This is a genomic window from Streptomyces sp. SS8 (genome assembly GCF_054072955.1).
In genome coordinates, this window is record NZ_JBSVCZ010000010.1 from 100,439 (window position 1) to 112,072 (window position 11,634).

At 74.3% G+C, this 11,634-nt stretch carries 13 protein-coding genes and 1 riboswitch; of the genes, 8 read left to right on the forward strand and 5 right to left on the reverse strand.

Annotation, left to right across the window (positions count from 1 at the left end):
* Positions 1–117: 117 nt before the first annotated feature.
* A complete protein-coding gene (locus ACW69E_RS12350) occupies positions 118–693 on the reverse strand; it encodes a CGNR zinc finger domain-containing protein (protein ID WP_457498232.1) in 576 nt (191 codons plus the stop codon).
* A 103-nt stretch (positions 694–796) separates the two neighbouring features.
* On the opposite strand from ACW69E_RS12350, the gene ACW69E_RS12355 reads away from it, so the two are divergent.
* Positions 797–1,969 carry an epoxide hydrolase family protein gene (locus ACW69E_RS12355; RefSeq protein ID WP_457498233.1) on the forward strand — a complete coding sequence of 391 codons (1,173 nt, stop codon included), beginning with the start codon at positions 797–799 and terminating at the stop codon, positions 1,967–1,969.
* A 45-nt stretch (positions 1,970–2,014) separates the two neighbouring features.
* Here the strand turns inward: ACW69E_RS12355 and ACW69E_RS12360 are convergent, their stop codons facing one another.
* The 3 genes from ACW69E_RS12360 to ACW69E_RS12370 form a co-directional block, all read right to left on the reverse strand.
* A complete protein-coding gene (locus ACW69E_RS12360) occupies positions 2,015–2,668 on the reverse strand; it encodes a phosphoribosyltransferase (RefSeq protein ID WP_457498234.1) in 654 nt (217 codons plus the stop codon).
* A 102-nt stretch (positions 2,669–2,770) separates the two neighbouring features.
* Positions 2,771–3,433, reverse strand: coding sequence for a dienelactone hydrolase family protein (locus ACW69E_RS12365; protein ID WP_457498235.1), 663 nt, complete (start codon positions 3,431–3,433; stop codon positions 2,771–2,773).
* Positions 3,434–3,547: 114 nt separating this feature from the next.
* On the reverse strand, positions 3,548–4,843 hold the full coding sequence (locus ACW69E_RS12370; RefSeq protein WP_457498236.1) for an endonuclease Q family protein: 1,296 nt from the start codon (positions 4,841–4,843) through the stop codon (positions 3,548–3,550).
* Between the two features lie 86 nt (positions 4,844–4,929).
* Positions 4,930–4,993: riboswitch (guanidine-III (ykkC-III) riboswitch) on the forward strand.
* Positions 4,994–5,032: 39 nt separating this feature from the next.
* Here ACW69E_RS12370 and ACW69E_RS12375 point away from each other — a divergent pair.
* The gene (locus ACW69E_RS12375; RefSeq protein WP_457498237.1) at positions 5,033–5,347 is read left to right on the forward strand and encodes a DMT family transporter; all 315 of its coding nucleotides are present in this window, start codon (positions 5,033–5,035) and stop codon (positions 5,345–5,347) included.
* A 57-nt stretch (positions 5,348–5,404) separates the two neighbouring features.
* On the opposite strand, the gene ACW69E_RS12380 is transcribed toward ACW69E_RS12375, so the two are convergent.
* Positions 5,405–5,602 carry a hypothetical protein gene (locus ACW69E_RS12380; protein WP_457498238.1) on the reverse strand — a complete coding sequence of 66 codons (198 nt, stop codon included), beginning with the start codon at positions 5,600–5,602 and terminating at the stop codon, positions 5,405–5,407.
* Between the two features lie 203 nt (positions 5,603–5,805).
* Between ACW69E_RS12380 and ACW69E_RS12385 the strand changes: the two genes are divergently transcribed.
* From ACW69E_RS12385 to ACW69E_RS12410, 6 genes are all read left to right on the forward strand, one after another.
* Complete coding sequence (locus ACW69E_RS12385; RefSeq protein WP_457498319.1) at positions 5,806–6,927, forward strand: LLM class flavin-dependent oxidoreductase; 1,122 nt, start codon at positions 5,806–5,808, stop codon at positions 6,925–6,927.
* Positions 6,928–7,011: 84 nt separating this feature from the next.
* Positions 7,012–7,704 (forward strand): FMN reductase, encoded by a 693-nt coding sequence (locus ACW69E_RS12390; RefSeq protein WP_457498239.1) that lies wholly within the window; start codon positions 7,012–7,014, stop codon positions 7,702–7,704.
* A gap of 50 nt (positions 7,705–7,754) precedes the next feature.
* Positions 7,755–8,753, forward strand: a complete 999-nt coding sequence (locus ACW69E_RS12395; protein ID WP_457498240.1) for a helix-turn-helix domain-containing protein — start codon at positions 7,755–7,757, stop codon at positions 8,751–8,753.
* Between the two features lie 43 nt (positions 8,754–8,796).
* Complete coding sequence (locus ACW69E_RS12400; RefSeq protein ID WP_457498241.1) at positions 8,797–9,276, forward strand: VOC family protein; 480 nt, start codon at positions 8,797–8,799, stop codon at positions 9,274–9,276.
* Positions 9,277–9,433: 157 nt separating this feature from the next.
* Positions 9,434–10,468, forward strand: a complete 1,035-nt coding sequence (locus ACW69E_RS12405) for a glutathione S-transferase family protein (protein ID WP_457498242.1) — start codon at positions 9,434–9,436, stop codon at positions 10,466–10,468.
* A 140-nt stretch (positions 10,469–10,608) separates the two neighbouring features.
* The gene (locus ACW69E_RS12410; protein WP_457498243.1) at positions 10,609–11,619 is read left to right on the forward strand and encodes a zinc-binding dehydrogenase; all 1,011 of its coding nucleotides are present in this window, start codon (positions 10,609–10,611) and stop codon (positions 11,617–11,619) included.
* Positions 11,620–11,634 lie beyond the last annotated feature (15 nt).

Consider the following 11,634-nt stretch of genomic DNA (forward strand, 5'->3'; position numbering starts at 1 on the left):
CGCCGCAAGAGCGTTCCACCGGTCCAGGGATCACGCCTCCGTGTACCCGCCGGGGGGGGGCGACATGACGGATACGCCGCAGGCGCGGGGTCCGCTCGGGCCCGTCGAGCGCAACGGTCACTGCGCTGATCCGGGGCGCTTGCGCCGGCCGGCGTTGAAGCGTGCTTTCTTCTGGCGGTTCCCGCACGTGTTCATGTCGCACCATCTGCGGGTGCGGCTCCGGCTGGTGTCGAAGAAGGCGGCCCGGCAGGTCGGTGACGCGCACAGGGCCAGCCTTCCGTCCCGCTCGCCCGAGATGATGCCGATCGCGTCGGCGGCGATCACGCCGAGGGCGTCCTCCACCTGGGAGCCCGGGCTGAGCCGCCACCGCCGCTCGCCCTCGGGTGTCAGGATCGCGGCGGCCCGGCCCTGGGCACTGCGGTCGTTGATGACTTCGACGGCGGATGCGGGCAGGGCCTCCTGGAGCGCGGCCGCTGTCGCGGTGGCGTGGATCGACTCCCTCAGCTCCCGGGCGAGGTCGAACTGGGCGGTGGTGCAGGAGCCCACGGCGAGGCCGCTCACCGCCAGCCAGTCGACGAGCCGGTGCGGCGTGGGGATGCGCTCCACGGCGTTGCCGCGACGCTCCGTCAGGGTCGCCGTGAAGCTGGTCGCCAGCACATTGCCGAGGCGGAAGTCGGGGAACCCAGCGCTCATGGAACCACCATAGCCGGTTGCACGCCGATATGACGGCGTGTTAGAACCGCCTTAGCCGGTTCACGATGGTTCGCGGCCGGTCCCGCGACGGCCAGGAGGTCCCATGCCCCACCCCACCCGCGACGTGCAGGCATTCGAAGCCCGCGCGGCCGACGCCGAACTCGACGACCTGCGAGCGCGGCTGGCCGCGGCGCGACTGCCGGAGGCCGAGACGGTCCACCGAGCCGCGCCCGGCCCCCGCCGGTGGGACCAGGGCGTTCCCCTCGCCGATCTCGTCGACGTCGTGGACTACTGGCGCACCGGGTACGACTGGCGGTCGTTCGAGGAGCGCCTCGAACGCATCGGCCAGTTCCGCACGGTCATCGACGGTCTGGGGATCCACTTCCTGCACCGCCGGTCCACGCGCGCGGATGCCACTCCTGTGGTCCTGACGCACGGCTGGCCGGGCAGCGTCGCCGAGTTCACCGACGTGGTGGACGAACTGGCGGACCCGGAGGACGCGGACGCGCCGGCCTTCCACGTCGTGGTCCCGTCGCTGCCGGGCTTCGGCCACAGCGACAAGCCGGCCGCCACCGGGTGGGGAACCGAGAAGATCGCGGCCGCATGGGTGGAGCTGATGGGAAGGCTCGGCTACGACGGGTTCCTGGCCCACGGCGGGGACTGGGGAGGCAACATCACCACGGTCCTCGGCGGCAGGTTCCCGGCACACGTCCTCGGCATCCACACGACGTTCGCGCAGGCGCCGCCCGGGCTGACGACGGACGGGCTGACGTCGGCCGAGCGCAGATGGGCCGAGGAGACCCGCGACTTCTGGCGCCACCGCGCGGCGTACGCCAAGCAGCAGGCGACCCGGCCGCAGACCATCGGCTACTCGCTGGTCGATTCGCCGGTCGGGCTTCTCGCCTGGATCCTCGACAAGTTCGCCGAGTGGTCGGACACCGAGGACAGCCCGTTCGAGACGATCTCCAGGGACCGAGTTCTCGACGACGTCACCCTCTACTGGCTGACGCGGACCGGCGCTTCGGCGGCCCGTATCTACTACGAGAGCCACAACTCCCTCGACCCCGGACTCCGGGTCGACGTCCCGTCGGCGATCACCATGTACCCCCGCGACATCGAGAAGTGTCCGCGCCCCTGGGCTCAGGAGCGGTACCGGCGGATCGTCCGCTGGAGGTCGCCCGAGAACGGCGGGCATTTCCCGTCGCTGGAGGTGCCCGGGTATTTCGTCGAAGACCTGCGGGAAGGCCTCGCGGCGGTGCTGGCCGCCGGCCGGTGAACGCGCCCCGGCGCCCCGGCCCCGCCCCCTGCGCCGCCGCGCCGCTCACCGCGCGGCGGCCGAGGCCCTCAGCGCGGCGATCACCTCCTCGTCGCCGACCTGGTGGAAGTCCTCGTACCACTGCCCGACCCCCTGGAAGGACGGCGGTGTCTCCAGGCACACCAGGCGGTCGGCCACCCGCTCCATCGCCGCTGCCGCCTGCACGGAGGAGACCGGGACGGCCAGGACCAGCACCTCCGGCTCCAGGACGCGGGCGGCGTGCAGCGCGGCGCGCGCGGTGACGCCGGTGGCCAGCCCGTCGTCGACGACGATCACCGCGCGGCCCCGCAGCTCCAGGGCGGGCCGGCCGCCGCGGTACAGGTGCTCGCGGCGACGCAGCTCCGCCCGCTCCCGCTCGACCTGCCCGGCCAGGTCCCCGGCCGTCAGTCCGAGCATCCGCAGGGACTGCTCGTCGAACAGCGGCGGGCCCTCACCCGCTATGGCCCCGATGCCGAACTCCGGGTTGAACGGCGCGCCGATCTTGCGGGCGACCAGTACGTCCAGCGGTGCGTGCAGCGCGCGGGCGACCTCCTCGCCGACGGGGACTCCGCCCCGGGGGAGGGCCAGCACCAGCGGGTCGCCGATCTCCCCGGCGCGCCGGAGGTCCCGCAGCGGCTCGGCGAGCATCCGGCCCGCCTGAGTGCGGTCGTGGAAGCGCATGATCTGTCTCCCTTCGCTTCCCTGTGGCCCCGCGCGGGGACCGGGTGCCGTGCGGCGGGGACCGGACGACCGGGGCCGGACGCCGGTGCGGCGGCGGGCGGTTCACCGGGGCACCGTCCGCCCGGCCATCCGGACGAACCAGTCGCGGGCCGCGGCTGCGGCCTGGTCGAGGGTGCCGGGCTCCTCGAACAGATGGGTGGCGCCGGGCACCACGTGCACCGTGCACGGGGCCGACAGCCGTGAGGCCGCCTGTTCGTTCAGCCGCAGCACCTCGCGGTCCTCACCGCCGACGATCAGCAGGACGGGCGCGGAGACCCGGTCCAGGGCGCCGCCGGCGAGATCGGGCCTGCCGCCCCGGGAGACCACGGCCCGCACCCGGCCGGGCTGCTCGGCCGCGGCCACCAGGGCCGCGGCGGCGCCGGTGCTGGCCCCGAACAGGCCGATCGGCAGCCGGGCGGTGCCCGGGCGGCCGCCGAGCCAGTCGACGGCCGCCACCAGGCGCCGCGCGAGGAGGGGGATGTCGAAGCGGTACTCGGCGGTGACCATGTCCGTCCGCTCCTCGTCCTCGGTGAGCAGGTCGAACAGGAGCGTGCCCAGCCCGGCGTCCTGGAGGACCCCGGCCACCGCCCGGTTGCGCGGACTGTGCCGGGAGCTGCCGCTGCCGTGGGCGAAGGCCACGACGCCGCGGGCCCCTTCGGGCACGGTGAGGTCCCCGGTCAGGGCGGCTCCTCCGTCGGTCGGGATCCTCAGTGTCCGGGGAATCATCGGCCGCCTCCCGTGCTGTGGGGGATCGGTGCGCCGCCGGGGTACCCGCCGGCCGCGGCGGTATGCGTCCGGGCGCGGGACGGGGGCGGTGCGCCTTTGCCGCGTCCGCGCGCCCTATCGGCCCGCCCCGCCCGCCGGTGCCGGCTTCTCCCGCCGCTCCCCGGCGTCCTCGGGGCCGAACAGCGAGATCGAGCCGTACCGGCCGTCGTAGCCGGGCTCTCGCCGTACCCGGTGGGCGCGCAGCCGCTCGATCGCCTCGGCCGTCTCCGGCTCGCCCGCCTGGCGCACCCGGTCCACCGGCATCTGGAGCAGCAGCGGCAGCTCGGGTCCCAGTGCGGCGGTCAGGCTCTCCAGGGCGCGTTCGACGGTCCTGGTCTTCGGCCCGACCCCGAGGACCTCGCCCGCGATCTCCGGCAGCGGGACGATCTTCAGGGCCTCGCCGCCGGTGGACGGCCTCCGCCCGGGGGTGCGGTCGGCCAGCTCCTCGACCCGGTGGAGCACACCGACGGTCGGTTTCCTGCCGCACACCGGGCACCTGCCGCCGCGCGCCCTGGTCTCGGCCGGTTCCAGCCGCACCCCGCAGGCGCGGTGCCCGTCCAGGTGGTACTTGCCCGCCTCCGGGTACAGGTCCACGGTGCCGGCGTACCCCTGGCCGGTCTCCAGGGCGCGGCGGATCGCGAAGTAGTCCACCTCGGTGTCGAACACGGTGGCGTTGCGGCCCAGGACGGGCGGGGAGTGCGCGTCCGAGTGGCTGACCAGCCGCAGGCGGTCCAGCGAGGAGACCCGCCAGTTCATCTCCGGATCCGAGGACAGACCCGTCTCCAGGGCGAAGACGTGGCCGGCCAGGTCGCCGTAGCACTCGTCCACGCCGTCGAAGCCGGACTTCGAGCCGAGGACGCCGAACCAGGGCGTCCAGGCGTGCGCGGGGACCAGGTAGGCGCCCTCGCCGCAGGACAGGACGGCCTCCAGCAGATCGCGGGAGTCCACCGCCAGGGCGGGACGTCCGTCCGAGGCGAGGTCGCCGTACGGGGACAGGGTGCGGGCCAGGCGCCCGGCCGCGTCGAAGTCCGGCGCGTAGCACAGGTGGTGGATCCTGCGGCCCCGGCCGCCGCGCCGGTAGTTGGTGGCGACCTCCACCTGGAGCAGGAAGCGCAGCGGGCCGCGGCAGGTCGGCGGCAGGTCTTCCAGCACCTCGCGGTCGAGGTCGTCGCGCAGCCGGAACAGCCCCGGCTCCGCGGGCACCAGCGACTCGCGCAGCGCCTTTGCCCACACGGGGTGGAGGAAGTCGCCGGTGCCCAGCACGGTGATGCCCTTGCGCCGCGCCCACCGGGCCAGGTGCGGCAGATCGCTGTTGCGGCTGCACGCCCTGCTGTACCGGGAGTGCACGTGCAGGTCGGCGTAGTAGCGCATGTACCACGCGTGCCCGGGAAGCGCGGCGGCATGACCAGGGGTGCCCAGGGGGCGCGGGGGCGGGGAGGGTGCGGACCGGTGTTAGGTTGCCCGTGGCGCCCCCGCGCCCCGGACGAGCGCGTCGTACCCGGCAGGACAAGACGGCGCAGGTCATACGCAGCAAGGCACATCACCTGCGGAGGTCACGTCGTGGCGTGGGTCGTACTGGTCGTATCGGGGCTTCTGGAAGCGGTGTGGGCCGCGGCGCTCTCGGCGTCGCACGGTCTGACCCGGCTCAGGCCCAGCGTGCTGTTCGTCGTCGCCCTCGCCCTGAGCATGGGCGGCCTGGCCTACGCGATGCGCGGCATCCCCATCGGCACCGGGTACGCGGTGTGGGTCGGGATCGGGGCCGTGTGCACGGCGCTGTACGGAATGGTCGCACTGGGCGATCCCGTCTCCACCGGGCGTGTGCTCTGCCTGGTGCTGATCGTCGCCGGTGTCGTGGGCCTGAAGGTCCTGGAGTGAGTGCGGTGGGGCCGCCCCGCGCGGGCCGGCCCCACCACACACGGCCCGGTGCCCTCCTCAGCGGGAGGTGTCGCCCTCGCCGGAGGCGCCGGTGCCGCCGGGGGCGCCCTTCTCGCGCCCGGTGTGCTCGGTCGTGGCCGGGTCGACCCGCCCCTTGGCGGTCTCGCCGGACAGGTGGCGGACGTGCTCCCTGGCGACCTGCCTGAGCCGCTCGTCCTTCTCGTGCCGTTCTTCCTTGCGGCGGCGTTTGAACATGGTGCCTCGCTCCCTGCCTCGTACGGGCTGCCCGTGCGGGCCGTACGGGCAGCCCGCTGTGGGCGTTCCGCGCTACGCGGTTCCCCGCTCCGGGGTGTCCATGCCTGCCGGGTGGGGAGCAGCGGGGAGGGGGCCGGAATAGGGAGGGGAGTCCGGCTGTTCGGTAAAGTGATTGAACAATCAACCATCGGGATGTGAGTGCAGTGCAGTTCGGAATCTTCACCGTGGGCGACGTCACCCCGGACCCGACCACGGGCCGGACGCCCACCGAGCACGAACGCATCAAGGCCATGGTCGCCATCGCGCTCAAGGCCGAGGAGGTGGGCCTGGACGTCTTCGCCACCGGCGAGCACCACAACCCGCCCTTCGTGCCCTCCTCGCCGACGACCATGCTCGGCTGGATCGCCGCCCGCACCGAGCGCCTGATCCTGTCCACCTCCACCACCCTGATCACCACCAACGACCCGGTCAAGATCGCGGAGGACTTCGCGATGCTCCAGCACCTGGCCGATGGGCGCGTGGACGTGATGCTGGGACGGGGCAACACCGGGCCGGTCTACCCCTGGTTCGGCCAGGACATCCGCCAGGGCATTCCGCTGGCGATCGAGAACTACGCGCTGCTGCACAAGCTGTGGCGCGAGGACGTGGTGGACTGGCAGGGCCGCTTCCGCACCCCCCTGCAGGGTTTCACCTCCACCCCGCGCCCGCTCGACGGCGTCCCGCCGTTCGTCTGGCACGGCTCCATCCGCTCCCCGGAGATCGCCGAACAGGCCGCCTACTACGGTGACGGCTTCTTCCACAACAACATCTTCTGGAACAAGGAGCACACCCAGCGCATGGTCTCCCTGTACCGGGAGCGCTACGCCCACTACGGCCACGGCACCGCCGAGCAGGCGATCGTCGGCCTGGGCGGCCAGGTGTTCATGCGGCGCAGCTCCCAGGACGCCGTCCGCGAGTTCCGCCCGTACTTCGACAACGCGCCCGTCTACGGACACGGGCCGTCGCTGGAGGACTTCACCGAGCAGACCCCGCTGACGGTGGGCAGCCCGCAGCAGGTCGTCGAGAAGACCCTCGCCTTCCGCGACTACGCCGGCGACTACCAGCGCCAGCTCTTCCTGATGGACCACGCCGGGCTGCCGCTGAAGACCGTGCTGGAGCAGATCGACATGCTCGGTGAGGAGGTCGTGCCCGTGCTGCGCGAGGAGTTCGCCGCCAGGCGCCCCGCGCAGGTGCCGGACGCCCCCACGCACGCCTCCCTTCTCGCCCGCCGCGAGGCGGGGGCCGGGGCCGGAGCGGAAGCCGCGGCCCCCGGGGCCACGGCCTGACACGGCCCGGCGCAGCCGCCGCATCCCTCCCGGACACCACCGGGCACACCGGACGCCCCGCACAGGACCCGTAGGAGTACGACCATGGAACCCATCCGGATCACGGCCGTCTCGGCCGGACTCGGCCGCCCCTCCTCCACCCGCCTGCTCGCCGACCGGCTGGCGCAGGCGGCCCGACGGCACCTGGAGGGCGGGGAGCGTCCGGTGGAGGTACGGGTGGTGGAACTGCGCGACCTGGCCACCGACATCGCCCACAACCTCGTCACCGGCTTCCCCGGTCCCGCCCTGGCCGAGGAGGTCGAGGCGGTGACGGGGGCGGACGGCCTGATAGCGGTCACCCCGGTCTTCACCGCCTCCTACAGCGGCCTGTTCAAGTCCTTCTTCGACGTCATCGACAACACCGCGCTGCACGGCAAGCCGGTCCTGATGGCCGCGACCGGCGGCACACCGCGCCACTCCCTGGTCATCGAGCACGCCATGCGCCCGATGTTCGCCTACCTGCGGGCGGTCACCGTCCCCACCGCCGTCTACGCCGCCTCCGAGGACTGGGGCGGCGTGGACGAGAGGGTGGGCGAGCTGTCGGCCCGGATCGAGCGGGCGGGGCAGGAACTGGCGGAACTGCTCGAGGCCCGGCGGAGGCTCGCAGGGAGGGCCGGTGCGACGGGCGTGAACGGTGCGAACGACGCGACCGGGGCAACCGGTGCGGCCGACGGGACCGGCGAGACGGAGACCGTCGTCCCCTTCGCCCGGCACCTGGCCGCCCTCGGCCTGGACTGATCCACCCGCACCCCGCCCGCCGCGTCCGCCCGGGGCCGATACTGGAGCGTATGGGCACCGCGACCGGAACCGGCACCGCGTCCCCCGCCGGCCCCGGGACGGCCGGCGGGGTGGTCGACGAGTACGTGTGCCGCAGTCCGGCCCCCGCCCTGCGGCCGTACGTCGCCCGGTACACCGGCTACCGCCAGGCCGGTCTGCCGCCGGCCCTCCACCGCGGTCTGCCCTCCCCGTATCTGACGCTGATCCTCACCCTGGACGACCGGCTCACCGTGGCCGCCCATCCCGATCCCCGGCAGCCGCCCGGCCACTACGACACACTGCTGGGCGGCCTTCACGCGGCGCCCGCGCTGATCGCCCACGAGGGCAGGCAGTCGGGCGTCCAGATCGCGCTCGGCCCGCTGGGCGCGCGGGCCCTGCTCGGGCCGCCCGCCGGGGAGCTTGCGCATCTGGACGTGCCCGCCGACGCCGTGCTCGGGCGGCACTGCGCCGAGCTCCACGACCGGCTGCGGCAGGCCGCGACCTGGCCGGAGCGCTTCGACGTACTGGACCGCGTCCTGCCGCGTCTGCTGCGCCCGGAACGGACCGCGCGCCCCGAGGTGGCGCGGGCCTGGCACCGGCTGCTGGCCTCCGGCGGTGCCGTCTCCGTCCCGGAACTGGCCGAGGAGGCCGGCTGGAGCCCCCGGCACCTCACCGGCCGCTTCCGCGCCGAGATCGGGCTCACGCCCAAGGCGGCGGCCCGGGTGGTCCGCTTCGACCGGGCCCGCCGGCTGCTCGCGGCCCGGGCCGCCCGGGCCGCCGGGGCCGCCGGGGCCGCGGAAGGTGGCGGGGTGGTCGCGGCGGGCGCGGGCGGGCTGGGGCTGGCCGCACTGGCGGCCGAGTGCGGTTACTTCGACCAGGCCCATCTGGCCCGGGAGTTCCGGGCGCTGGCGGGCTGCGCACCCAGCCGCTGGCTGGAGCGGGAGCACGGCACGCTGTTCCGAAACGTCCAAGCCGCCGAGGGCGCACCGGCGCAACAGTGGGACGTGCGGGGGCTCACCGAGGGCGGGTGAGCCGCGAGAACCCGGAGCGACCCGACGAAGGAGGGCGGCAGAGATGACGGCAGGCACGAACGGCACGGCACCGCACCCCACGGCACCGCACCCCACGGTGTGGCCGACGCTGCGGGCCCACGACGCCCCGGCGCTGATCCGCTTCCTGGCCGACGCGTTCGGCTTCGAGGAGACCCTGGTCGTCAGGGGTGAGGGCGCGGACGCGGACACCGTCCACCACGCGCAGCTGGACTGGCCCGAGGGCGGCGGGATCATGCTCGGCTCGGTGCGCGGCGGCGACGACGACCCCTGGCCCCTGGAACCGGGGAGCTTCGGGGCGTACGTCGTCACCGCACGCCCCGACGAACTCTTCACGCGGGCCGTGCGCGCCGGTGCGCGGGTGCTGAGGGAGCCGTACGACACCGACCACGGCTCCCGCGACTTCGCCGTACGCGACACCGAGGGCAACCGCTGGCAGTTCGGCACCTACCGCGGCGAGCCGCGCGGGGCTGCGCGTCCGCAGCGGGCCGCCGCCGGGAGCTGACGGGGCCGGGAGCGGGGGCCGCCGGGCGTACGGGTGCCGGGGCGCGGAAGCGGGTAGGCGTCCGGACCCCGCGTCCCGTCGCCCGGCAACCGGTGAGCCGGCGAGCCGGACCGCCGGGGCGTTCCGAGAGCCCGAGCCCGAGAGGGAGACAGCCCCCATGACGACCAGCGTCGGCAACCCCGGCAGCACGACGGCCGAGTACAAGAGGTCCCCGAGCCACTTCACCGACCGCATCACGGCCGACGGTGCCGACGGCTGGCCGGTCGAGGCCGGACGGTACCGGCTGGTGGTCAGCCGGGCCTGTCCCTGGGCGAGCCGCGCCCTGGTGGTGCGGCGGCTGCTCGGCCTGGAGGACGCGATCTCCCTGGCGGTCACCGACCCCCTGCAGGACGAGCGGAGCTGGCGCTTCACCCTGGACCCGGACGGCCGGGACCCGGTGCTGGGCATCGCCTTCCTCGGCGAGGCGTACGCCGCCCGCGAGCCCGGCTACGACGGCGGCATCAGCGTCCCGGCGATCGTCGACGTCCCCAGTGGCAGGCTCGTCACCAACGACTACCCGCGCATCACGCTCGACCTGGCCACCGAGTGGACCGCGCTGCACCGCGACGGCGCGCCCGACCTGTACCCCGAGCCGCTGCGCGACGAGATCGACGAGGTGATGGAGGACGTCTACCGCAATCTGAACAACGGCGTGTACCTGGCCGGTTTCGCCAAGAGCGAGCGGGCCTACGAGCGCGCCTACCGCAACCTGTTCGCCTGCTGGGACCGGCTCTCCGAGCGCCTGGCCGGCCGCCGCTATCTGGTGGGGGACACCATCACCGAGGCCGACGTGCGGCTGTTCACCACCCTGGTGCGCTTCGACGCGGTCTACCACAACCACTTCAAGTGCAACCGCAACAAGCTGACCGAGGACCCGGTGCTGTGGGCCTACGCCCGCGACCTCTTCCAGACCCCCGGCTTCGGCGACACGGTCGACTTTGACCACATCAAGCGTCACTACTACCAGGTGCACACCGACATCAACCCCACCCAGATCGTGCCGCTGGGCCCGGACCCGTCCGGGTGGCTGACCCCGCACCACCGCGAGGAGCTGGGCGGCCGGCCCTTCGGCGACGGGACCCCGCCCGGCCCGCCGCCCGCGGCGGAGGAGATCCCCGCCCGGGGCCGGGCCGACGCCGGATCCGGGGCCTGATCCGGTGCCGCTCCCGGACCCGTGACCGGGAGCGGCCCCCGCGGAGTACGAAACCGCCGGCCGGGCCGCATCCCCCGTCTCGGGCGCGGGTACCCCGGCGGGAACGCAAGGAGAGACGCAAGCACCGACGTGGGAGACAGGTGGTCACCGTGCTCGCCGGACGGCTGGACGTGAAGACGCGCGCCTTCTCGGTGGAGGAGGTGCCCACCCCGCGCCCGGGGCCGGGGGAGGTGCTGGTCAAGGTGGAGGCCGCAGGGGTCTGCCTGTCGGACGTGCACCTGATCGACGGCACGCTCACCCCGCTGTACCTGCCCGGGGACACCGTCACCCTCGGCCACGAGGTCGCGGGCGTCGTCGCCGAGCCGGGCGCGGGCGTGACCCGGTGGCGGCCGGGGCAGCGCGTCCTGCTCCAGGCAGGGGAGGAGCGGGACGGGGCGGTGTGGACCCGCGGCGTGGACTACGACGGGGGCTGGGCCGAGTACGCGGTGGCGACCGGGTCGACGCTGGTGGAGATCCCGGACGAGCTGCCCTTCGAGCAGGCCGCGATCATCCCGGACGCGGTGTCCACCCCGTGGGCCGCCATCACCGCCACCGCCCGCACCGAGCCCGCGCGCCCGGCCGGCGTCTGGGGCGCGGGCGGTCTGGGCGTGCACGGCGTGCAACTGCTGCGCCTGGTGGGCGCCGCGCCGATCATCGCCGTCGACCCCCTGCCCGAGGCGCGCGAACGGGCCCTGGCCTTCGGCGCCGACCTGGCCCTCTCCTCGGACGACCCCGAACTGCCCGCCCGGGTGCGGGGGGAGACCGGCGGGGCCGGACTGGCCGTCGCCTTCGACTTCGCCGGGATGCCGGCGGTGCGGGAGCAGGCGGCGCGCTGCCTGGGGCCGGGCGGCAGGCTGGTGCTGGTCGGGCTCACCGACAAGCCGCTGACCATCACCGACGGCACCGCCTTCAGCTACTTCCAGCAGCAGGTGCTGGGCCACTACGGATCCTCCGACGAGCATGTGGTGCGGCTCGTCGAACTGGTGCGGCGGCACCGGCTGGAGTTCTCGCGGTCGGTCAGCGGGGTGCTGCCGTTGGCGGAGGCGGGGGAGGCGGTGGACCGACTGCTGCGCAGGGAGGGCAACCCGATCCGGTTGATCCTGCGCCCCTGACGCGGCGCCGGCGAG

Coding starts and splice junctions, on each gene's coding strand:
- ACW69E_RS12370 (WP_457498236.1), bottom strand. CDS start 4,843: ATGCGCTACTACGCCGACCTGCACGTGCACTCCCGGTACAGCAGGGCG.
- ACW69E_RS12400 (WP_457498241.1), top strand. CDS start 8,797: ATGACGGCAGGCACGAACGGCACGGCACCGCACCCCACGGCACCGCAC.
- ACW69E_RS12395 (WP_457498240.1), top strand. CDS start 7,755: ATGGGCACCGCGACCGGAACCGGCACCGCGTCCCCCGCCGGCCCCGGG.
- ACW69E_RS12360 (WP_457498234.1), bottom strand. CDS start 2,668: ATGCGCTTCCACGACCGCACTCAGGCGGGCCGGATGCTCGCCGAGCCG.
- ACW69E_RS12350 (WP_457498232.1), bottom strand. CDS start 693: ATGAGCGCTGGGTTCCCCGACTTCCGCCTCGGCAATGTGCTGGCGACC.
- ACW69E_RS12365 (WP_457498235.1), bottom strand. CDS start 3,433: ATGATTCCCCGGACACTGAGGATCCCGACCGACGGAGGAGCCGCCCTG.
- ACW69E_RS12405 (WP_457498242.1), top strand. CDS start 9,434: ATGACGACCAGCGTCGGCAACCCCGGCAGCACGACGGCCGAGTACAAG.
- ACW69E_RS12380 (WP_457498238.1), bottom strand. CDS start 5,602: ATGTTCAAACGCCGCCGCAAGGAAGAACGGCACGAGAAGGACGAGCGG.
- ACW69E_RS12355 (WP_457498233.1), top strand. CDS start 797: ATGCCCCACCCCACCCGCGACGTGCAGGCATTCGAAGCCCGCGCGGCC.
- ACW69E_RS12390 (WP_457498239.1), top strand. CDS start 7,012: ATGGAACCCATCCGGATCACGGCCGTCTCGGCCGGACTCGGCCGCCCC.